Genomic DNA, 20,034 nt, shown 5'->3' with positions numbered 1-20,034 from the left:
ATCATGAGCACGCAACACCCCTTCGACAAGGCCCTGGCCCTGCACCACAGCGACATCCGCGTGGGCCACTTCACGGGCATGACCAGCCCCGACTACTGGAACATGGTCGGTCCCTTCGGCGGCACCACCGCAGCCCTTGCGCTGCAGTCGGTGATGCAGCATCCGGATGTGCTGGGCACGCCGATCGCGCTGACCGTCAACTACGCAGCGGCACTCGAAGCCGGCGCCTTCGACATCCAGGCCACCGCGGTGCGCACCAATCGCTCGACGCAGCACTGGACGGTGCAGATCACGCAGGCCGGCGCCAGCGGCGCGCCCCACATGACCACCACGGCGACGGTGGTCACGGCCGCGCGCCGCGAGACCTGGGGCCAGAGCGACATGCCGATGCCCGAGGCGCCAAGGCCCGAGACGGTCGAGCGCCTGAGCATCGGCCCGTCCGGCGTGGCGTGGATCCACCAGTACGAGATGCGCCCGTTCAGCGGCGGCATTCCCGCGAAGTGGGACGACAGCCTGCAGCACAGCGAAAGCCGGATCTGGCTGCGCGACGCGCAGGCGCGGCCGCTCGACTTTGCCTCGCTGGCCGCGATGAGCGACATGTTCTATCCGCGCGTCTGGCTGCGCCGCGCCAGGCATGTGCCGGCGGGCACAGTGTCGATCACGACGTATTTCCACGCCGGACCGGCGCAGCTGGCCGAGGTCGGCACGGGCTACCTGCTGGGCCGCGCGGCGGGGCAGCAGTTCTTCAACGGATTCTTCGACCAGACAGCGCATCTGTGGAGCGAGCAGGGCGTGCTGCTTTCCACCTCGAACCAGATCGTCTACTACAAAGAATAGCGATGACTTCCATGCAAAAAACCGCACTCATCGTCGGTGCCGGCGACGCCACCGGCGGCGCCATTGCCCGCCGCTTCGCACGCGAAGGCTTTGCCACCTGCGTCACGCGGCGCAGCCTCGACAAGCTGCAGCCGCTGGTCGCGCAGATCGAGGCCGACGGCGGGCGCGCCCACGCCTTCGGCTGCGACGCGCGCAAGGAAGAGGAAGTGGTGGCGCTCGTCGAGCAGATCGAATCGACCATCGGGCCGATCGAGGTGATGGTGTTCAACATCGGCGCCAACGTGCCCGAGAGCATCCTGAACGAGACGGCGCGCAAGTATTTCAAGGTGTGGGAGATGGCCTGCTTCTCGGGCTTTCTCAATGGGCGCGAAGTGGCCAAGCGAATGGTGGCGCGCGAGATGCCGAAGGGCGGGCATCGCGGCACGATCATCTTCACGGGCGCCACGGCGTCGCTGCGCGGCGCGGCGAACTTCGGCGCCTTCTCGGGCGCGAAGATGGCGCTGCGGGCGTTGGCCCAATCGATGGCACGAGAGCTCGGGCCGCAGGGCATTCACGTCGCGCATGTGGTGGTCGACGGCGCCATCGACACCGAGTTCATCCGCAGCAATTTCCCCGAGCGCTATGCGCTGAAGGACAGCGACGGCATCCTGAACCCCGAGCACATCGCCGACAGCTACTGGATGCTGCACTCGCAGCCGCGCGACGCTTGGACGCACGAACTCGATCTGCGGCCTTGGTCGGAGAAGTTCTGAGATGACGTCCGGCTGTTCAGGGCGCGCTCCCGCCGACGGGGTACCTTGCTCCGCGAATGTCCTCCGGCCTGCGGCCTCCCCCTTTATTTCGCTGCGCAAGGCACCCCATCGACGTGATCGTTATGCGCAGCGGTCGTTGATCAGCGGTGCACCAGCGGCGTGCCCAGGTGCACAGGGCATCGGATGCTCCCCGCAGCGAAATCAAGGGGGAGGCCGCAGGCCGGAGGACATTCGCGGAGGGGAGTACCCGGTGTCCTGTGCACGCGCCCTGAACAACAGCGCCCTGAACAACAGCGCCAAGATCAAGAGCACCCCCTAAGGAGACCCCAATGACAAAGACAGTCGACTTCTATTTCGACTTCGGCAGCCCCGCCGCCTACCTGGCCGCCACACAGCTGCCGCACGTGTGCGCCGACACCGGCGCAGAGTTGATGTGGAAGCCCATGCTGCTGGGCGGCGTGTTCCAGGCCACCGGCAACCGTTCGCCGGCCGAGGTGGTGCCCAAGGCGCCGTACATGACCATCGACCTGCAGCGCTTCGCCAGGCGCTACGGCGTGCCCTTCGTGCACAACCCGCACTTCCCCATCAACACGCTGCTGCTGATGCGCGGCGCCACCGGCCTCCAGATGAAGGAGCCGGCGCGCTTCGGCGCGTATGTCGATGCCGTCTTCCATGCGATGTGGGTCGAGCCGAAGAACATGAACGACCCCGCCACCGTGGCCGGCGTCTTGCAGAATGCGGGCTTCGATGCGGCCGCCCTGCTCGCGCTGGCCGGCACGCAGGACGTGAAGGACCGCCTGAAGGCCGTCACGCAGGAAGCGGTGGCGCGCGGCGTGTTCGGCGCGCCCACCATGTTCGTCGGCGACCAGATGTTCTGGGGCCAGGACCGCCTGGATTTCGTACGCGAAGCCCTCGACGCCTGATCGCGCCGCCATCCAAACAAGCAGATAAACCGTTTTCATCCAAGGACCATTCCCATGAGCGACATCCTCGTCCACACCGAAGCCGGTGTGATGACCCTCACCTTCAACCGCGTCGACAAGAAGAACTCCATCACCAGCAGCATGTACGGCGAGCTCGCCGATGCACTGGCTGCGGCCGAGGGCGATGCGGCCGTGCGCTGCGTGCTGATCCAGGGCGACCCCACCATCTTCAGCGCCGGCAACGACATCGGCGACTTCCTCAACGCGCCGCCGGCCGGCAAGGACTCGCCGGTGTTTCGCTTCCTGCGCGGCATCGCGGCCTTTCCGAAGCCTGTCGTCGCGTCGGTGTGCGGCCCGGCCGTGGGCATCGGCACCACGATGCTGTTCCATTGCGACCTGGTCTACGCGGGCGACAACGCGGCGTTCTCGATGCCTTTCGTGAACCTGGGCCTGTGCCCCGAAGCGGCGTCGAGCCTGCTGGTGCCGCAGATGCTGGGCTACCACCGCGCGGCCGAGGCGCTGTTGCTGGGCGAGCCCTTCATGGCCGAGGCCGCGCTCGAAGTGGGGCTGGTCAACCGCATCGTGCCGCCCACCGAAGCCAATGCCATCGCGCAGGTGCAGGCCCGCAAGCTCGCGGCCAAGCCGTTGAGCGCGCTGGTCGAGACCAAGCGGCTGCTGAAGAAGGCGCAGATGCCGGCCGTGCTCGAGCGCATGGACGAAGAAGGCGCGAGCTTCGGCCGCATGCTGCGCGAACCCGCGGCGCGCGAGGCTTTCGGCGCCTTCATGGAGAAACGCAAGCCCGATTTCTCGAAGGTCTGAGGCGCGTTTCACGCTTGCCCGCAGACGGTGCATGCGTACACTGCTGCCGTGCAACTTTTAGAGACAAGATCGACGGCAATGCCCGGCCGGCGCAAGATCGGTGCTACTGAAAAAGTAGCAATCGACGCGGCGCGCAGGCGTACTTTCGGCCTGCTCGCGGGCACCCTGGCCGCGCCTTCGCTGGCTTTTGCCCGCGTGCGGCCGCTGCGCATCGGCCTCATCGGTTCCTGGTCCGGCCCCTATGCCGCCGGCGGGCGCCAGTTCGATGCCGGCATGTCGGTCTGGCTCGCCGCCCACAACCAGCGCATCGCGGGGCGCCCGGTCGAACTGCTGCGCCGCGATGTGCCCGGCAGCGCGCCCGAGCAGGCGCGCCGCCATGCGCAGGACCTGGTGGAGAGCGAGCGCGTCGACCTGCTGGCGGGGCTGGACTTCAGTTCCAACGCCTATGCGGTCGGCGCCGTGGCCACGCAGGCCAAGGTGCCCCTCCTGGTGATGAACGCGGCTTCCTCGGGCATCACGGCGCGCTGCCCGTTCGCGGTGCGGGTGTCCTTCACCATTGCGCAGGTCGCGATGCCGCTGGCGCGCTGGGCGCTCCAGCAGGGGCTGCGCGATGTCTGCACCGTGGTGGCCGACTACGCCTCGGGGGTCGATGCCGAAAGCGCCTTCGTCTCGGCCATCACCGCCGGCGGTGGGCGCGTCGGCGCGATGCTGCGCGTGCCGCTCAGCACGTTCGACTATTCAGCCTACATGCTGCGGCTGCGCGAACTCAGGCCGCAGGCGGTGTTCTTCTTCCTGCCTTCGGGCCAGATGCCGGCGACCTTCCTCAAGTTCTGGCGCGACCGCGGCATGGCCGACACCGGCATCCGCCTGCTCGCGACCGGCGACGCCACCGACGACCACTACCTCGAAGGCATCGGCGAGCTGGCCGATGGCCTGGTGACCAGCCACCACTATTCGTTCGCCCATGAGTCGGCGGCCAATCGCCGCTTCACCGGCGTCTTCGAGACCGAGTACGGCAGCCATCTGCGGCCGGGCTATTTCGCGGTGGCGGCGCACGATGCGCTCGCGGCCGCCGACGCTGCGATGAGTTCGCCGGCCATGCGCGGCGGCGCGGGCGCGGAGCAGCTGGTGGATGCTTTCCGGGGCCTCCAGCTCGAGAGCCCGCGCGGCCCGATCGAGATCGACGCCCACACCCGGGACATCGTGCAGGCCGTCTACATCCGCCGCACCGAAAGGCTCGACGGGCGCTGGATCAACCGCGAGTTCGAACGCTTCGAGCGGGTGCGCGATCCGGCGCTGTGAGCGCGCTCAGGGCTGCTGCTGCTCGATCGGCCGGGGCCGGCCGTTGTCGTCGATGGCCACGTAGGTGAAGGTGGCTTGGGTGACCTTGACGTATTCGCCCTGCGCCTTGAAGCGCTCGGCGAAGACCTCGACCGTGACGGTGATCGAGGTGCGCCCGATGCGCACCAGCTTCGAATAGAAGGACAGGATGTCGCCCAGCCGCACCGGCTGCTTGAAGATGAATTCATTCACCGCGACGGTGGCCATGCGCCCCTTGGCGTAGCGTGCCGGAATGACCGAGCCGGCCAGGTCGCACTGCGCCATGACCCAGCCGCCGAAGATGTCGCCGTTGGCATTGACGTCGGCCGGCATTGGAATGACCTTGAGCACCAGCTCCATGTCGGTGGGCAGGCTCTTGAGGGTTGCGGCGGCAGCGGTGCTGGAAATATCGGACATGGGCACAATCTGGAACAAACAAGCAACCACGATTGTCCCTCATGCGCCGCAGCGGCGAAGCCCTACCTCCTCCCTCCCACACCGCCACCGGCCATGCGCCGGCGCGCAGCGACCGTTCCGATTGGGCGACGCTGCGCCGCCTTTTCCCCTACCTCTGGCAGTACAAGTGGCGGGTGATCGCCGCGCTCGGCTTCATGGTGGGCGCCAAGGTGGCCAACGTGGGCGTGCCGGTGCTGCTCAAGAACCTGATCGACACCATGACGCCCAAGCCGGACATGGCGCAGGCGCTGCTGATCGTGCCGATCGGACTTTTGCTGGCCTACGGGCTGCTGCGCTTTTCGACCGCGCTCTTCGGCGAGCTGCGCGAGCTGATCTTCGCCAAGGCCACCGAGGGCACGGCGCGGCAGATCGCGCTGGAGGTGTTCGGCCATCTGCATTCGCTGAGCCTGCGCTTCCACCTGGAGCGCCAGACCGGCGGCATGACGCGCGACATCGAGCGCGGCACGCGCGGCGTGCATTCGCTCATTTCGATGTCGCTCTACAGCATCGTGCCGACCATCATCGAACTGGCGCTGGTGCTCACCATCCTGGGCGTGAAGTTCGATTCGCTGTTCGTCTGGATCACGGGCGTGGCGCTGGTGCTCTACATCACCTTCACGGTCACGGTGACCGAGTGGCGCACGCAGTTCCGCAAGACCATGAACGAGCTCGACTCGATGGCCCAGAGCCGCGCCGTCGATTCGCTGCTGAACTACGAAACCGTCAAGTACTTCAACAACGAGGAGTTCGAGGCGAAGCGCTACGACGCCAGCCTGGACCGCTACCGCAAGGCGGCCATCAAGAGCCAGCGCACGCTGAGCATGCTCAACACCGGGCAGCAGCTGCTGATTGCCGTGAGCCTGGTGCTGATGCTGTGGCGCGCCACCTCGGGCGTGGTCGAAGGGCGCATGACGCTGGGCGACCTGGTGATGGTCAACGCCTTCATGATCCAGCTCTACATTCCGCTCAACTTCCTGGGCGTGATCTACCGCGAGATCAAGCAGAGCCTGACCGACCTCGACAAGATGTTCGTGCTGATGGAAAAGGAGCGCGAAGTGCGCGATGCGCCCGGCGCGCAGCCCTTGTCTTTGCTCCCTCTCCCCCCGGGAGAGGGCGGGGGTGAGGGCAGCGGCGTCGACTCCACCATCCGCTTCGAGGACGTCAGCTTCGCCTACGAGCCCGACCGCCCCATCCTCAAGCACGTGAGCTTCGAGATTCCCGCCGGCAAGACGGTGGCCGTGGTCGGCCCCTCGGGCTCGGGCAAGTCGACGCTCGCGCGGCTGCTGTACCGCTTCTACGATGTTCAGCAGGGCCGCATCACCATCGGCGGCCAGGACATCCGCGAGGTGCAGCAGTCGAGCGTGCGGCGCGCGATCGGCATCGTGCCGCAGGACACGGTGCTGTTCAACGACACGGTCGAATACAACATCGCCTACGGCCGCCCCGGTGCCACGCGCGAAGAGGTGGAAGGCGCGGCCCGCGCGGCGCGCATCCACGACTTCATCTCGGCCACGCCCAGGGGCTATGAAACCACCGTGGGCGAGCGCGGCCTCAAGCTCTCGGGCGGGGAGAAGCAGCGCGTGGCCATTGCGCGCACGCTGCTCAAGAACCCGCCGATCGTGATCTTCGACGAGGCCACCTCGGCGCTCGATTCGGCCAACGAACGCGCCATTCAATCGGAACTCAGGAGCGCCGCGCAGGACAAGACCACGCTGGTCATCGCCCACCGCCTGTCGACCGTGGTCGATGCGCACGAGATCCTGGTGCTCGAAGCGGGCGTGATCGTCGAGCGCGGCACCCATGCCGAGCTGCTTGCGAAGCAGAGCCGCTATGCGCAGATGTGGGCTTTGCAGAAAAGCGAAGCCACACCGCTGATGTAGCCCGATCATTCATTTTTTCAAATCGATCCAGGAGTTCAGACGTGCCGACCAAGATTCCCCTGCTGGTGCTCAACAGCCTCTCGAGCGCCCACCAGGCCCAGATTGCCGAGGTCTACGACGTGACCTATGCCTTCGACCCCGCCGCGCGCGCCGCCGCGATTGCCGAACATGGCAAGAAATTTCGCGCGGTGCTGACCATCGGCGTGATCGGCATCACGCCCGAAGAAATCGCGGCCATGCCGGCCGTCGAACTGATCTGCTGCATGGGCGCGGGCTACGAAGGCGTGCCGCTCGAAGTGACGCGCGCCCGCGGCATCGCCACGGCCAATGGCGCGGGCACCAACGACGACTGCGTGGCCGACCATGCCTTCGGCCTCCTGATCGGCATCGTGCGCGAGCTTCGCAAGCTCGACCGGCTGTGCCGCGAGGGCGTGTGGCGCGAAGCCATTCCGCAGCCGGCCAACGTCTCGGGCAAGAAGCTCGGCATCCTGGGGCTCGGCACCATTGGCCAGAAGATCGCCAAGCGCGCGGCCGCGTTCGACATGGAGATCGGCTATCACAACCGCAAGCCGCGCGAAGGCGCGGCGCACCGCTACTTCGGCGACCTGAAGTCGCTCGCCGCCTGGGCCGATTTCCTGGTGCTGGCCGCGCCGGGCGGACCGGCCACGCGGCACCTCGTGAATGCCGAGGTGCTCGATGCGCTCGGGCCGCAGGGCTATCTGGTCAGCATCGGGCGCGGCAGCGTGGTCGATACCGAGGCGCTCGCTGCTGCGCTGCGCGGGAACCGCATCGCGGGCGCGGGGCTCGACGTGTACGAAAGCGAGCCGAATCGTCCCGAACCGCTGGTCGGCCTCGACAACGTGCTGCTGACGCCGCACATGGCGGGCTGGTCGCCCGAGGCCACGCAGGCTTCGGTGGACCGCTTTCTCGCGAATGCCGAGGGCCACTTTGCGGGGCGCGGCGTTATCTCGCCCATCTGATGTGTTGCTCCTTCCCCCGCTGGGGGAAGGCCGGGATGGGGGCGGGCAGGGCGTCCAATGGATGCGCCGCATGCCCCCACCCCAGCCCTCCCCCGGAAGGGGAGGGAGCAAGTCAAGCCAGGGCCGGGGGGCGACGAGAGGCCCATCCGCAGGCCTGGTCATAGGCATGCCCGAGCCGCAGCACGTCGAGGTCCGCATGGATCGGCCCGGCCAGCTGCAGGCCCATCGGCAAGCCGCCTTCGCCGAAACCCGCGCGCACATTGAGCGTCGGCAATCCCGCCAGCGTGAACGGCGTCACGATCTCCATCCACCGGTGGTAGGTGTCGCTTGGCACGCCGGCCACTTCGGCGGGCCAGTGCAGTTCGGCATCGAACGGGAACACCTGCGCGGTCGGCGCCAGCACGAAATCGAAGCGCTCGAACAGTCTGAGGAACGCACGGTACACGTTCGATCGGTAGAGCGAAGCCTGGTAGAGCGAGGCCGCATCCAGATGCCGGCTCTGCTCGATTTCCCACCGCGCTTCGGGCTTGAGCTGCGCGAACAGCTTCGGGTCGCTCAGGTAGGCGCCGAGCTTGCCGCCCACCAGCAATTGGCGCAGCCGCAGCCAGGCGCTCCAGTTGTGCTCGCGCGGCATGTCGAGCGTGCAGGGCTCGACCTCGCAGCCGATGGCGCGGAAGGTGCCCAGCGCGCGTTCGCCCAATTCGCGAATACCCGGCGCCAGCGGCAGATCCGGCCAGATGCTGCCGAGCCAGCCGACGCGCAGGCCCTGCACATCGCCGTCGAGCTGCAGCGCATCGGGCGAAGGCAATGCCTGCGGCGACGACAGCGGCACGCGCGTGTCGAAGCCCGCCTGCACCGCGAGCAGCCGCGCCGCGTCTTCCACTGTGCGGGCCATCGGGCCTTCGGTGCCCAGTTGCTGGAAGAAGAGCTCCTGCTCCGGATCGCCGGGCACGCGTCCGCGCGAAGGCCGCATGCCGATCACGTTGTTGAACGCGGCCGGGTTGCGCAGCGAACCCATCATGTCGCTGCCGTCGGCCACCGGCAGCATGCCCAGGGCCAGCGCCACAGCGGCGCCGCCGCTGCTGCCGCCGGCGCTGCGCTCGGGCGCATAGGCGTTGCGCGTGATGCCGAACACCGTGTTGTAGGTGTGCGAGCCCAGGCCGAATTCGGGCGTGTTGGTCTTGCCGATCACGATGGCGCCGGCCGCGCGCATTCGGGCGACATGGAGGCTGTCGGTGCGCGCCGGCGAGCGCGGCGACAGCGGCGAGCCCATCGAGGTCGGCAGGCCGGCGGCGTGGCTCAGGTCCTTCACCGCGAGCGGAAAGCCGTGCATCCAGCCGCGCCGCTCGCCGTGCGCCAGCTCGGCATCGCGCTCGCCCGCTTCGGCCAGCAGCTGCGCTGGCTCGCGCAGCGAAACGATGGCATTGAAGCGCGGGTTGAGCGCCTCGATGCGCGCCAGCGAAGCCTGCATCAGCTCATGGCAGGACACGCTGCGCGAGGCGATGCGGCGCGAGAGTTCGGTGGCGCTCAAGTCGAGCAGATCGGCTGAAGGCATGGCGAATGCGGGAAAAGAGGGGGCGCCCAGTATGGCGCGGCGCTCGCATAATCGCCGCGTATGGAAACAAAGTGGCTCGAAGACTTCATCAGTTTGGCGGAAACGCGCAGCTTCAGCCGCTCGGCCCAGTTGAGGCACGTGACCCAGCCCGCGTTCTCGCGCCGCATCCAGGCGCTCGAAGGCTGGGCCGGCACCGACCTGGTCGACCGCAGTTCCTACCCCACGCGCCTCACGCCCGCGGGCCAGACGCTCTACAGTCAGGCGATCGAGATGCTGCAGTCGCTGCAGAGCACCCGCGCCATGCTGCGCGGCCATTCGGCCGCCGGGCAGGATGTGATCGAGATCGCGGTGCCGCATACGCTGGCCTTCACTTTCTTTCCCTCCTGGGTGACCAGCCTGCGCGAGCACTTCGGCCCCATCAAGAGCCGGCTCATCGCGCTCAACGTGCACGACGCCGTGCTGCGCCTGGTCGAGGGCAGCTGCGACCTGCTGATCGCCTACCACCATCCTTCCCAGCCGCTGCAGCTGGACGCCAACAAGTACGAGATGGTCAGCCTGGGCGAGGAAACCGTGGCGCCCTGGGTCAAGGCCGATGCCGACGGCGCGCCGCGCTTCCGGCTGCCCGGCCGGCCGGGCCAGCCGCTGCCCTACCTGGGCTACGCACCCGGCGCCTACCTGGGACGCGTGGTCGACCAGCTGCTGAAGGAGTCGGGCACCGCCATCCACCTCGACCGGGTCTATGAAACCGACATGGCCGAAGGCCTGAAGGTCATGGCGCTCGAAGGCCATGGCATCGCGTTTCTGCCGCAGAGCGCGGTGCGCAACGAGATCAAGGCGCGCAAGCTGGTGAGCGCGCTGCCGCCCGAGATCGACAGCCTGGAGGCGACCATGGAGATCCGCGCCTACCGCGAGCGGCCGAGCGCGCCGGCACCCGTGAAGACGGGCGGCAGCCGCGCCGCCAAGGCGGCCGCGGGCTCTGAAGGCCTTCAGCCCAAGCGCACGGCCGATGCGCTGTGGTCGTATCTGGTCGGCGCCCAGCCTGGCGGTGGGCATGGATCGATCGATTGACGCGGCGAATTTGTGCGCTGCACAATCTATAAATGCCGCGCATAAGGCTCCCCGCAAACGGCATTGGCGCCGCGAGCCCGGCGCCACTACAGTCGCGGCAGTTTTTGCCGCTGTCACACAGCAATCTTTCAGGCACGCGCCCTCCGCGTGCTTTTTTTTAGCCGAGGAACCTGCATGAGCCCCAATTTCAGGACCGAACACGACTTTCTCGGCGAGAAGCAGATTCCTGCCTTTGCCTACTGGGGCGTGCACACGGCGCGCGCGGTCGAGAATTTCGCCATCTCCGGCACCCGCATTTCGGCCATGCCCGATCTGGTGCGCGCGCTGGCCTATGTGAAGAAAGCCGCCACCCGGGCCAATGCCGACCTCGGCGCCATCGACCGGGACCGCGCGGCCGCCATCATCCTGGCCTGCGAGGACCTCATCGAGGGCAAATTGCTCGATGAATTCGTGGTCGACGTGATCCAGGGTGGCGCCGGCACCTCCACCAACATGAACGCCAACGAGGTGATCTGCAACCTCGCGCTCGAGAAGCTCGGCCATGAAAAGGGCCGCTACGACGTGCTGCACCCCAACGACCACGTCAACGCCTCGCAAAGCACCAACGACGTGTACCCCACGGCGGTGCGGCTGGCGCTGTGGTTCGCCATCGGCAAGCTGCTCGAATCCATGGCCGCGCTGCGGCGCAGCTTCGAGGCCAAGGCGCTCGAGTTCAAGGACATCCTGAAGATCGGCCGCACCCAGCTGCAGGACGCCGTGCCCATGACGCTGGGCCAGGAGTTCCTGACCTACGCCATCATGATTGGCGAAGACGAGGCCCGGCTGGGCGAGGCGCGCGCACTCATCGAGGAAATCAACCTGGGCGCCACCGCCATCGGCACCGGCATCAACGCGCCGCACGGCTATGCCAACCTGGCCTGCCAGTACCTGGCCGAGCAGACCGGCGTGCCGCTCAAGCAGTCCGCCAACCTCATCGAGGCCACGCAGGACACCGGCGCCTTCGTGCAGCTGTCGGGCGTGCTCAAGCGCGTGGCCACCAAGCTCAGCAAGACCTGCAACGACCTGCGCCTGCTGTCGAGCGGGCCGCAGGCGGGCTTCGGCGAGATCCGCCTGCCGGCGCGCCAGGCGGGCTCGTCGATCATGCCGGGCAAGGTCAACCCGGTGATCCCGGAAGTCATGAACCAGGTGGCTTTCGAGGTCATCGGCAACGACATCACGGTCACGATGGCCTCGGAGGCCGGCCAGCTGCAGCTCAACGCCTTCGAGCCGATCATGGGATGGAGCCTGTTCAAGAGCATCAAGCACCTGGGCAATGCCTGCGACACGCTGCGGCAGAACTGCGTCGATGGCATCGAAGCCAACCGCGAGTTCCTGGCCAAGCGGGTGCGCGAATCGGTCACGCTGGTCACCGCGCTCAATCCGCTGATCGGCTATGAAAAGGCGGCGCTGATCGCCAAGACCGCGCTGGCCACCGGCGGGCCCATCGACCTGGTGGCCGAATCGCTCGGCATCATGACGCGCGCCGAGATGGAGGCGCTGCTCGTGCCCGAGAACCTGACCCAGCCCGTGCGCCTGTCCGCGCCGGTGCCGCCGGCTGCCGAGCCCTCGGGCACAAAGGCTGCTTAGTGAAAGTCGGACAATGCCAATGGGTTCGCCTGCACCACGACAGCGCTCGAATGCGCGCGGCCGGTGCGGTCGTCATTGGGAATGCACCGGGTTGGCCCGGGTATTCCCCATGACGTGAATGTCTAGAATTTCGTTGTATCTGTATCTTCCAGTCACCTCAGGAGTTTTCCGTATGAACAAGCAAGTATTGGCATTGGCAATTGCAGCCCTGGCTGCCGGCGGCGCATTTGCACAGGCCAATGACACCCTGGCCAAGATCAAGGCCTCGGGCGCCATCACCGAAGGCGTGCGGGAATCTTCCGGCCTGTCGTACACGCTGGGCAACGGCCAGTACACCGGTTTCCACTACGACATCTGCGCCAACATCATCAAGGACATCCAGAAGAACCTGGGCCTTGCCAAGCTCGAAACCAAGTACCAGCCCGTGACCTCGCAGAACCGCGTGCCGCTGGTGCAGAACGGCACCGTCGACATCGAGTGCGGCTCCACCACCAACAACGCCACGCGCCAGAAGGACGTTGCCTTCGCGGTGACCACCTACGTCGAGGAAGTGCGCATCGCGGTCAAGGCCAACTCGGGCATCACTTCGATCAAGGACCTCAACGGCAAGACCGTGGCCACCACCACCGGCACCACGTCGGTCCAGCACCTGCGCAAGAACGAGCGCGCCGGCGGCATCGACTTCAAGGAGCTCTATGGCAAGGACCACTCCGACAGCTTCCTGCTGCTCGAATCGGGCCGCGCCGACGCCTTCGTGATGGACGCTTCCATCCTGGCCTCGAACATCGCCAAGTCCAAGTCGCCTGCCGACTACAAGATCGTGGGCGAAGTGCTCAGCGTCGAGCCCATCGCCATCATGATCCGCAAGGACGACGCCGCCTTCAAGAAGGTGGTGGACGACAGCATCAAGGCGCAGATCAAGAACGGCGACCTCGCCAAGCTCTGGGACAAGTGGTTCCTGAAGCCGATCCCGCCAGCAAACGTCACGGTGAACCTGCCGCTGTCCGAAGCCACCAAGGCGGCCTGGGCCAACCCGAACGACAAGCCGATGGAAGACTACGCCGCCAAGAAGTAAACACCGCAAGGTCATCTGCGCAACGCCCGCCGCCCCCGGCGGGCGTTTGTTTTCGCAAACGCGGCGCGCGGGCACGGCCTCTGCAAGCTAGCTAGATAGCAGTCTGGAAATCTGAAAGAAGGAGAGTCCCCGATGGGATCAAACTGGGATTGGCAGGTCTTCTTGCAAGACCCGGGCGGGAAGTACCCGACCTACTGGCAATGGATGCTGTCCGCATGGGGCTGGACCGTGTCCGTGGCCCTGCTGGCGCTGATCGTCGCGCTGGTGCTGGGTTCGCTCGTCGGCATCATCCGCACCTTGCCCGACAGTCCATGGCTCATACGCCTGGGCAATGCCTGGGTCGAATTGTTCCGCAACATCCCCCTGCTGGTGCAGATCTTCCTCTGGTACCACGTGATTCCGGCGCTGGTGCCGGTTATGAAGGGCGTGCCGAGCTTCGTGCTGGTGGTGCTGGCGCTGGGCTTCTTCACCTCGGCGCGCATTGCCGAACAGGTGCGCTCGGGCATCCAGGCGCTGCCCAAGGGCCAGCGCTATGCGGGCATGGCAGTGGGTTTCACCACGCCGCAGTACTACCGCTACGTCATCTTGCCGATGGCCTACCGCATCATCATTCCGCCGCTCACCAGCGAGACGATGAACATCTTCAAGAACTCGTCGGTGGCATTTGCCGTGTCGGTGACCGAACTCACGATGTTCGCCATGCAGGCGCAGGAAGAAACCTCGCGCGGCATCGAGGTGTACCTGGCGGTGACGGGGCTCTACGTGATCTCGGCCTTTGCGATCAACCGCCTCATGGCGTTCATCGAGAAGAAGACCCGCGTGCCGGGCTTCATCGTCTCGGCCAGCGCTGGCGGCGGGGGGCACTGACATGATGAATCTCGACCTGTCGTTCTACAACTGGGACGTCATCAGCAACTTCGTCGTCAAGGGCTTCTACTTCAGCATCATGCTGACGATCGTGGCCACCATCGGCGGCGTGCTCTTCGGCACCGTGCTGGCGCTCATGCGCCTGTCGGGCAAGAAGTGGCTCGATGCGCCCGCCGCCATTTATGTCAACGGCATGCGCAGCATTCCGCTGGTGATGGTGATCCTGTGGTTCTTCCTCTTGGTGCCGGCCTCGTTCTACGCGGCCTTCGGCTCCATCGGCTCGAACTACCGTTCGGAAATCTCGGCCGTGATCACCTTCATCGCGTTCGAGGCGGCCTACTTCAGCGAGATCATGCGCGCGGGCATCCAGTCGATTCCGCGCGGCCAGGTGAATGCGGGCCAGGCGGTCGGCATGACCTATGGCCAGAACATGCGTCTCGTGGTGCTGCCGCAGGCCTTCCGCAACATGCTGCCGGTGCTGCTCACGCAGACCATCATCCTGTTCCAGGACACCTCGCTGGTCTATGCCATTGGCGCCTACGACATGCTCAAGGGCTTCGAGACCGCGGGCAAGAACTTCGGCCGCCCGATCGAGGCCTACCTGCTCGCGGCCGTGGTTTACTTCATCATGTGCTATGCCTTGTCGTGGCTCGTCAAGCGCCTCCACAAGAAGATCGCCATCATTCGCTAGCTGATTGGCTGAACCGGAGAAAGAAATGTCCGAAAAAATGATTGAAATCAAGAACGTCTCGAAGTGGTATGGCCCGGTGCAGGTGCTCAACGAGTGTTCGGTGAGCATCGCCAAGGGCGACGTGGTGGTGGTGTGCGGGCCCTCGGGCTCGGGCAAGTCCACCCTCATCAAGACCGTGAACGCGCTCGAGCCCTTCCAGAAGGGCGAGATCACCGTCAACGGCATTCCGCTGCACGACCCCAAGACCAACCTGCCCAAGCTGCGCTCCAAGGTCGGCATGGTGTTCCAGCACTTCGAGCTGTTTCCGCACCTGTCGGTCACCGAGAACCTCACGATCGCCCAGATCAAGGTGCTGGGCCGCAGCCCCGACGAAGCCAAGACCCGCGGCCTCAAGATGCTCGACCGCGTGGGCCTGATGGCGCACAAGGACAAGTTCCCTGGCCAGCTCTCGGGCGGCCAGCAGCAGCGCGTGGCCATTGCCCGCGCGCTCAGCATGGACCCGATCGTGATGCTGTTCGACGAGCCAACCTCGGCGCTCGACCCCGAAATGGTCGGCGAAGTGCTCGACGTGATGGTGGCCCTGGCCAAGGACGGCATGACCATGATGGTGGTCACCCACGAAATGGCCTTTGCCCGCAAGGTGGCGAGCCGCGTGATTTTCATCGACGTGGGCGGCAAGATCCTGGAAGACTGCCCGAAGGACGAGTTCTTCAGCCACCCTGAAAACCGCCAGCCGCGCACGAAGGATTTCCTCAACAAGATCCTGCAGCACTGATCGATTCGCTGCGGCACAAAAAGCAAAAGCCACGCTGTTCACAGCGTGGCTTTTTTATTTGCCCGTGGGGGCTTTATGGCAGCCGCGCGATGTGTTCGGTCAGCAGGTCGAAGAAGCCCTGTGCATCGCCCTCAACGATCCAGTTCACGTTGGGTGTGCGATGCAGGCTGCCGTACCAGTCGGCCACCGTCTGCCCGAAGCCCATGCCTTCGCGGCTGTCGACTTCGACGTTGATCAGCTTGCCTCTGAAGAGCGAGGGCTGCAGCAGGTAGGCGATGACCGTGGCATCGTGCACCGGGCCGCCGGGCATGTCGTAGTGCCGCATTTCCTGCGGGGCATAGGCGCCCAGGATGTCTGCGACGATCTGGCCGGCCTGGTTGCCGATGGCGCGCAGCCGCGCGATGCGCTCGTCGCTCGTGAGGATCTTGTGCGTCACGTCCAGCGGCAGCATGGTGATCGGCACGCCGCACTTCAGCACGGCCTCGGCCGCATGCGGATCGGCGAACACGTTGAACTCCGCGGTCGGCGTGATGTTGCCGCCGTTGAAATGCGCGCCGGCCATGAGCACCAGTTCGCGCAGGCCGCGCACGATGTCGGGCGCTTGTTCAAGGGCGAGCGCCAGGTTGGTTTGCGGGCCGAGCATCGCGAGCGTCAGGCTTTTTTCGGGCACAGCGCGCAGCGTGCGGACCAGGTAGTCGACCGCATGGCCTTCGGCCAGCGGCGCGGCGGGTTCGTGCACCGTCACGCCGGTAATGCCTTCGCGGCCGTGGATGTTGGCCGCGTAAATCGGCGCGCGCTGCAGCGGCTGTTCGGCGCCCGCGTACACCGGAATGTCCGGCCGCCCGGCCCATTCGCAGGCGAGGCGCGCGTTGCGCGAGGTCTTGGCCAGCGGAACATTGCCGGCCACCGTGGTCAGCGCCTGAAGCTTCAGCGCTTCGGGCGCCGCCATGGCAAACAGCAGCGCGATCACATCGTCCGCGCCCGGGTCCGTGTCGATGATCAGGGTGTGCATCGCGACATTGTCGCGTCCCACCCCGATCCGGCGCCGACCCTGCCTGTTTACTTCTTGCGCGCCGCGATCGCCTTTTCGGCGGTGGCCACCAGGTCCGCGCCCACCGTGGTCTTCCACTTGTCGTACACCGGCCGCGTGGCCTTCACGAAGGCTTCGCGCTCGGCGGGCGTGAGCTGGGTCACGGTCACGCCCATGCCGGCAATGTCCTTGAGCACCGGCTTGTCGGCTTCCACCAGGCCCTTGCGCGCGATCTCGATTTCCTGCTTGCCGGCATCGACGGCGGCCTGGCGCACGATGGCCTGGTCGGCCGGCGTCCACGAAGCCCAAATTTCCTTGTTGACCACGAACACCAGCGGGTCGGCCACGTAGCCCCAGGTGGTCACGAACTTCTGGCCCACGGTGTGCATCTTGAGCACGGTGAACAGGAACAGCGGGTTCTCCTGGCCGTCGACCGCGCCGCTGGCGAGCGCGGGCTGCGCATCGGCCCAGCTCATCTGCGTGGGGTTGGCGCCGAGCGCGGTGAACATGTCGGAATAGATCGGCGAGCCGACCACGCGGATCTTCATGCCCTTGAGGTCGGCGGGCGACTTGATCGGCTTCTTCGAGTTGGTGATCTCGCGGTAGCCGTTCTCGCCCCAGGCGAGCGGCACGACGCCGGCCTTGTCGAGGGTCTTGAACATTTCCTTGCCCACGTCGCCCTGGGTGAGCGCGTCGATGGCCGCGTAGTCGGGCATCAGGAAGGGCATGGAGAACAGGTTGAGCTGCTTGACTTGCGGCGACCAGTTGATGGTCGAGCCCACGGCCATGTCGATCACGCCCTGGCGCAGCGCGCTGAACTCGCGCGTCTGGTCGCCCTGGATGAGCGACACGCCGGGGTACAGCTTGATGTTGATGCGGCCCTGGGTGCGCTCCTTCACGAGGTCGGCCCAGAGCTTTCCGGCCTGGCCCCAGGGTGTCGGCGGGCCGAGCACCAGCGACATCTTGTATTCGGGCTTGTAGGCAGCCTGCGCCATGGCGCCTGTCGAGAACATGCCCAGGGCGGTGGCTGCGGCGGCAAGGCCCAGCAGGGTGCGGCGGAATTTCATGAGAGGTCTCCTTGTTTTCTGAACACAACTAAGCGATGGGATATTTTCAGGAACGGTACTGAGCTGGAGGTGTTCGAGGTGCTCTTGTTCGGGGCGCTGTTGTTCGGGGCGCGTGCACAGGCCACCGGGTACTCCCCTCCGCGAATGTCCCCCGGCCTTCGGCCTCCTCCTTGATTTCGCTGCGGGGAGTACCCGATGCCCTGTGCACCAGGGCACGCTCTGGGTGTATCGCTGATCAACGACTGCTCTGAATCACGCTCCCGTCGATGGGGTGCCTTGCGCAGCGAAATTAAGGGGGAGGCCGCAGGCCGGAGGACATTCGCGGAGCAAGGTACCCCGTCGGCGGGAGCGCGCCCTGAATGGCGGCCGACGCAACGCAAAGCAATGCAGCGTCGCATTTCAGTACCCCAGCTTCCTCGGCAGCCACAAAGCAAGTTCCGGAAACGCGATCACCAGCACCATCACCACGAACATCGAGAACAGCATCCAGCCGACCCAGCGCACCGTCTCTTCCATGCGCACCTTGGCGATGCGGCAAGAGACCATCAGGTTGACCGCGAGCGGTGGCGTGAACTGGCCCAATGCGACCTTGAGCGTGAGGATCACGCCGAACCACACCGGGTCCCACTTGTAGTACTGCACGATCGGCAGCAAGAGCGGCACGAAGATCAGGAAGATCGACACGCCGTCCAGGAACATGCCCACCGTGATCAGCAGCAGGATCAAGAGCGCCAGGATGCCGTATTCGCCCAGGCCCGAATTCACGATGGCGCGCGTCACCGGGTCGATGATGCCCAGCGTCGAGAGCGAGTACGCGAAGATGCCCGCGAGCGACACCACCAGCAGGATCACGGCCGAGAGTTCGCCCGATTCCCGCAATATGACGAACAGGTCGCGCACCTTGATGGTCCGGTGAATGCACATGCCCACGAACAGGCCGTAGAACACCGCCACCACCGCGGCTTCGGTGGGCGTGAACCAGCCCGCGCGCATGCCGCCCAGGATCAGCACCGGCGCGGCCAGGCCCCAGATCGCTTCGCGAAAACTCTTCCAGAACGGCGGGCGCGGCAGCGTCGCTTCGAGCGCGCCCATCTTGTGCTGGCGGGCCAGCAGCACGGCCGGGATCATCAGCGCCAGGCCGGCCATCACGCCCGGGATCATGCCGGCCGCGAACAGCGCCGGCACCGAGGCGCCGGGCACCAGCACCGAGTACACGATGAACGCGACCGACGGCGGAATCAGGATGTCGGTGGCCGCCGCGGCGCCCACCACGCTGGCCGAGAACGCGGCCGGGTAGCCCGCGCGCGACATGGCCGCGATCATCACCGCGCCCACGGCCGCGGCATTGGCCGGGCCCGAGCCCGAGATGCCGCCGAGGAACATCGCCACTGCAATGGCCACCAGCGGCAGCATGCCGGGCCCGCGCCCGACGATGGCGACCGCAAAGTTCACGAGCCGCAGCGCCACGCCCGATCGATCGAAGATGGAGCCCACCAGCACGAACATCGGAATGGCCAGCAGCGGGTACTTGCCGAGCCCGGCATAGAAGTTCTGCGGCACGGCCAGCAGGCCGAACCACTGGGCGTCGCTGTTGGCCAGCGCGATGCAGGCGGCGCCGGCCAGGCCCAGCGCGGCGCCGATGGGCACGCCCACCAGCATCATCGCAACGAAGGCGACGAAGAGCAGGGTGGGGATCACGATGCGTCGCCCTTGTCGCCGAGGTTCTTCGTGTCGTTGCGGTATGCCTTGCGGCCGCGGCGGACCATCAGGCCCACCGCGCGCAGCGCGATGGCGAAGGACACGATCGGCAGCCAGATCGAATACCACCAGGCCGGCAGGCCGATGCCCGGCGTGGTCTCGTCGAAGCGGTAGTCGTCCCACACCATGCGGATGCTGAGCGCGCCGATCAGCGTGAACAGGATGGCGATCATGAGCGCGCCGAACTGCGCGAGCCGCCTGCGCCGCGCCATGGAGCCGCTCTCGGAAAAATATTCGATGCGGATGTGCCGGTCGCGCGCCACCGCGGCCGAGCCGGCCACCAGCGCCAGCATGATCATCAGGAAGACCGAGAACTCTTCGGTCCACGCGAACGAAGAGTCGGTGAAGTAGCGCACCAGCACGTTGGCAAAGGTGATGAGCGCCAGCGCGCCCATGATGATGACGGTGAGCCAGTCTTCGATGGCGAGCGGCACCCGGGTGGGCTCGTCGGCGGCTTCGATATCTGGGGGAAGGGGGCTGGCGGCGTCCAGCAGGGGGCCGGACTCGTTGGGAGTGGTCATCGAGAGGGGAAGGGAAGCAGCCAAGGATGGTAAC

Annotated in this window: 19 protein-coding genes; 13 read left to right on the top strand and 6 right to left on the bottom strand. The window is 66.3% G+C overall.

Annotation, left to right across the window (positions count from 1 at the left end; all coding sequences use genetic code 11):
- Positions 1 to 3: 3 nt before the first annotated feature.
- The 5 genes from QFZ47_RS09100 to QFZ47_RS09080 all read left to right on the top strand — a co-directional run bounded on the left by QFZ47_RS09100 (position 4) and on the right by QFZ47_RS09080 (position 4,633).
- On the top strand, positions 4 to 837 hold the full coding sequence (locus QFZ47_RS09100) for an acyl-CoA thioesterase (protein WP_307655331.1): 834 nt from the start codon (positions 4 to 6) through the stop codon (positions 835 to 837).
- 2 nt (positions 838 to 839) lie between these two features.
- Entirely contained in the window at positions 840 to 1,589 is a 750-nt protein-coding gene (locus tag QFZ47_RS09095; RefSeq protein WP_307655330.1) for an SDR family oxidoreductase, read from the top strand.
- Positions 1,590 to 1,918: 329 nt separating this feature from the next.
- Positions 1,919 to 2,512: a 2-hydroxychromene-2-carboxylate isomerase gene (locus QFZ47_RS09090; protein ID WP_307655329.1), complete on the top strand. Its 594-nt coding sequence runs from the start codon at positions 1,919 to 1,921 to the stop codon at positions 2,510 to 2,512.
- Between the two features lie 54 nt (positions 2,513 to 2,566).
- On the top strand, positions 2,567 to 3,331 hold the full coding sequence (locus tag QFZ47_RS09085; protein WP_307655328.1) for an enoyl-CoA hydratase: 765 nt from the start codon (positions 2,567 to 2,569) through the stop codon (positions 3,329 to 3,331).
- 195 nt (positions 3,332 to 3,526) lie between these two features.
- Positions 3,527 to 4,633, top strand: a complete 1,107-nt coding sequence (locus QFZ47_RS09080) for an ABC transporter substrate-binding protein (RefSeq protein WP_307658912.1) — start codon at positions 3,527 to 3,529, stop codon at positions 4,631 to 4,633.
- A 6-nt stretch (positions 4,634 to 4,639) separates the two neighbouring features.
- Here the strand turns inward: QFZ47_RS09080 and QFZ47_RS09075 are convergent, their stop codons facing one another.
- Positions 4,640 to 5,068, bottom strand: a complete 429-nt coding sequence (locus tag QFZ47_RS09075) for an acyl-CoA thioesterase (protein ID WP_307655327.1) — start codon at positions 5,066 to 5,068, stop codon at positions 4,640 to 4,642.
- A gap of 41 nt (positions 5,069 to 5,109) precedes the next feature.
- On the opposite strand from QFZ47_RS09075, the gene QFZ47_RS09070 reads away from it, so the two are divergent.
- Together QFZ47_RS09070 and QFZ47_RS09065 are read left to right on the top strand one after the other, a co-directional pair.
- Positions 5,110 to 6,987, top strand: a complete 1,878-nt coding sequence (locus QFZ47_RS09070; protein WP_307658911.1) for an ABCB family ABC transporter ATP-binding protein/permease — start codon at positions 5,110 to 5,112, stop codon at positions 6,985 to 6,987.
- Positions 6,988 to 7,028: 41 nt separating this feature from the next.
- The gene (locus QFZ47_RS09065; RefSeq protein ID WP_307655326.1) at positions 7,029 to 7,967 is read left to right on the top strand and encodes a 2-hydroxyacid dehydrogenase; all 939 of its coding nucleotides are present in this window, start codon (positions 7,029 to 7,031) and stop codon (positions 7,965 to 7,967) included.
- A 112-nt stretch (positions 7,968 to 8,079) separates the two neighbouring features.
- Here QFZ47_RS09065 and QFZ47_RS09060 read toward each other — a convergent pair whose 3' ends face one another.
- On the bottom strand, positions 8,080 to 9,522 hold the full coding sequence (locus QFZ47_RS09060; RefSeq protein WP_307655325.1) for an amidase: 1,443 nt from the start codon (positions 9,520 to 9,522) through the stop codon (positions 8,080 to 8,082).
- Between the two features lie 60 nt (positions 9,523 to 9,582).
- Between QFZ47_RS09060 and QFZ47_RS09055 the strand changes: the two genes are divergently transcribed.
- From QFZ47_RS09055 to QFZ47_RS09030, 6 genes are all read left to right on the top strand, one after another.
- The gene (locus tag QFZ47_RS09055; protein WP_307655324.1) at positions 9,583 to 10,590 is read left to right on the top strand and encodes a LysR substrate-binding domain-containing protein; all 1,008 of its coding nucleotides are present in this window, start codon (positions 9,583 to 9,585) and stop codon (positions 10,588 to 10,590) included.
- 174 nt (positions 10,591 to 10,764) lie between these two features.
- Positions 10,765 to 12,216 (top strand): aspartate ammonia-lyase, encoded by a 1,452-nt coding sequence (locus QFZ47_RS09050; RefSeq protein WP_307655323.1) that lies wholly within the window; start codon positions 10,765 to 10,767, stop codon positions 12,214 to 12,216.
- Between the two features lie 172 nt (positions 12,217 to 12,388).
- Positions 12,389 to 13,291, top strand: coding sequence for a transporter substrate-binding domain-containing protein (locus QFZ47_RS09045; protein ID WP_307655322.1), 903 nt, complete (start codon positions 12,389 to 12,391; stop codon positions 13,289 to 13,291).
- Positions 13,292 to 13,423: 132 nt separating this feature from the next.
- A complete protein-coding gene (locus QFZ47_RS09040) occupies positions 13,424 to 14,158 on the top strand; it encodes an amino acid ABC transporter permease (protein ID WP_307655321.1) in 735 nt (244 codons plus the stop codon).
- 1 nt (position 14,159) lies between these two features.
- Complete coding sequence (locus QFZ47_RS09035) at positions 14,160 to 14,849, top strand: amino acid ABC transporter permease (RefSeq protein ID WP_018903697.1); 690 nt, start codon at positions 14,160 to 14,162, stop codon at positions 14,847 to 14,849.
- Positions 14,850 to 14,886: 37 nt separating this feature from the next.
- The gene (locus tag QFZ47_RS09030; protein WP_307658910.1) at positions 14,887 to 15,624 is read left to right on the top strand and encodes an amino acid ABC transporter ATP-binding protein; all 738 of its coding nucleotides are present in this window, start codon (positions 14,887 to 14,889) and stop codon (positions 15,622 to 15,624) included.
- 73 nt (positions 15,625 to 15,697) lie between these two features.
- Here QFZ47_RS09030 and QFZ47_RS09025 read toward each other — a convergent pair whose 3' ends face one another.
- From QFZ47_RS09025 to QFZ47_RS09010, 4 genes are all read right to left on the bottom strand, one after another.
- Positions 15,698 to 16,636, bottom strand: a complete 939-nt coding sequence (locus tag QFZ47_RS09025) for a nucleoside hydrolase (RefSeq protein WP_307655320.1) — start codon at positions 16,634 to 16,636, stop codon at positions 15,698 to 15,700.
- A gap of 47 nt (positions 16,637 to 16,683) precedes the next feature.
- Positions 16,684 to 17,721 carry a DctP family TRAP transporter solute-binding subunit gene (locus tag QFZ47_RS09020; protein WP_307655319.1) on the bottom strand — a complete coding sequence of 346 codons (1,038 nt, stop codon included), beginning with the start codon at positions 17,719 to 17,721 and terminating at the stop codon, positions 16,684 to 16,686.
- Positions 17,722 to 18,120: 399 nt separating this feature from the next.
- A complete protein-coding gene (locus QFZ47_RS09015) occupies positions 18,121 to 19,419 on the bottom strand; it encodes a TRAP transporter large permease (protein ID WP_307655318.1) in 1,299 nt (432 codons plus the stop codon).
- Positions 19,416 to 20,000, bottom strand: coding sequence for a TRAP transporter small permease (locus QFZ47_RS09010; protein ID WP_307655317.1), 585 nt, complete (start codon positions 19,998 to 20,000; stop codon positions 19,416 to 19,418). The genes QFZ47_RS09015 and QFZ47_RS09010 overlap by 4 nt, the downstream gene beginning before the upstream one ends.
- Positions 20,001 to 20,034: the final 34 nt, after the last annotated feature.

The organism is Variovorax paradoxus (genome assembly GCF_030815975.1).
In the GTDB taxonomy this organism is placed as follows: domain Bacteria; phylum Pseudomonadota; class Gammaproteobacteria; order Burkholderiales; family Burkholderiaceae_C; genus Variovorax; species Variovorax paradoxus_N.
This window is presented reverse-complemented; position numbering and strand designations above follow the sequence as displayed.

Coding starts and splice junctions, on each gene's coding strand:
- QFZ47_RS09100 (WP_307655331.1), top strand. CDS start 4: ATGAGCACGCAACACCCCTTCGACAAGGCCCTGGCCCTGCACCACAGC.
- QFZ47_RS09095 (WP_307655330.1), top strand. CDS start 840: ATGACTTCCATGCAAAAAACCGCACTCATCGTCGGTGCCGGCGACGCC.
- QFZ47_RS09090 (WP_307655329.1), top strand. CDS start 1,919: ATGACAAAGACAGTCGACTTCTATTTCGACTTCGGCAGCCCCGCCGCC.
- QFZ47_RS09085 (WP_307655328.1), top strand. CDS start 2,567: ATGAGCGACATCCTCGTCCACACCGAAGCCGGTGTGATGACCCTCACC.
- QFZ47_RS09075 (WP_307655327.1), bottom strand. CDS start 5,068: ATGTCCGATATTTCCAGCACCGCTGCCGCCGCAACCCTCAAGAGCCTG.
- QFZ47_RS09070 (WP_307658911.1), top strand. CDS start 5,110: ATGCGCCGCAGCGGCGAAGCCCTACCTCCTCCCTCCCACACCGCCACC.
- QFZ47_RS09060 (WP_307655325.1), bottom strand. CDS start 9,522: ATGCCTTCAGCCGATCTGCTCGACTTGAGCGCCACCGAACTCTCGCGC.
- QFZ47_RS09055 (WP_307655324.1), top strand. CDS start 9,583: ATGGAAACAAAGTGGCTCGAAGACTTCATCAGTTTGGCGGAAACGCGC.
- QFZ47_RS09050 (WP_307655323.1), top strand. CDS start 10,765: ATGAGCCCCAATTTCAGGACCGAACACGACTTTCTCGGCGAGAAGCAG.
- QFZ47_RS09045 (WP_307655322.1), top strand. CDS start 12,389: ATGAACAAGCAAGTATTGGCATTGGCAATTGCAGCCCTGGCTGCCGGC.
- QFZ47_RS09040 (WP_307655321.1), top strand. CDS start 13,424: ATGGGATCAAACTGGGATTGGCAGGTCTTCTTGCAAGACCCGGGCGGG.
- QFZ47_RS09035 (WP_018903697.1), top strand. CDS start 14,160: ATGATGAATCTCGACCTGTCGTTCTACAACTGGGACGTCATCAGCAAC.
- QFZ47_RS09030 (WP_307658910.1), top strand. CDS start 14,887: ATGATTGAAATCAAGAACGTCTCGAAGTGGTATGGCCCGGTGCAGGTG.
- QFZ47_RS09025 (WP_307655320.1), bottom strand. CDS start 16,636: ATGCACACCCTGATCATCGACACGGACCCGGGCGCGGACGATGTGATC.
- QFZ47_RS09020 (WP_307655319.1), bottom strand. CDS start 17,721: ATGAAATTCCGCCGCACCCTGCTGGGCCTTGCCGCCGCAGCCACCGCC.
- QFZ47_RS09010 (WP_307655317.1), bottom strand. CDS start 20,000: ATGACCACTCCCAACGAGTCCGGCCCCCTGCTGGACGCCGCCAGCCCC.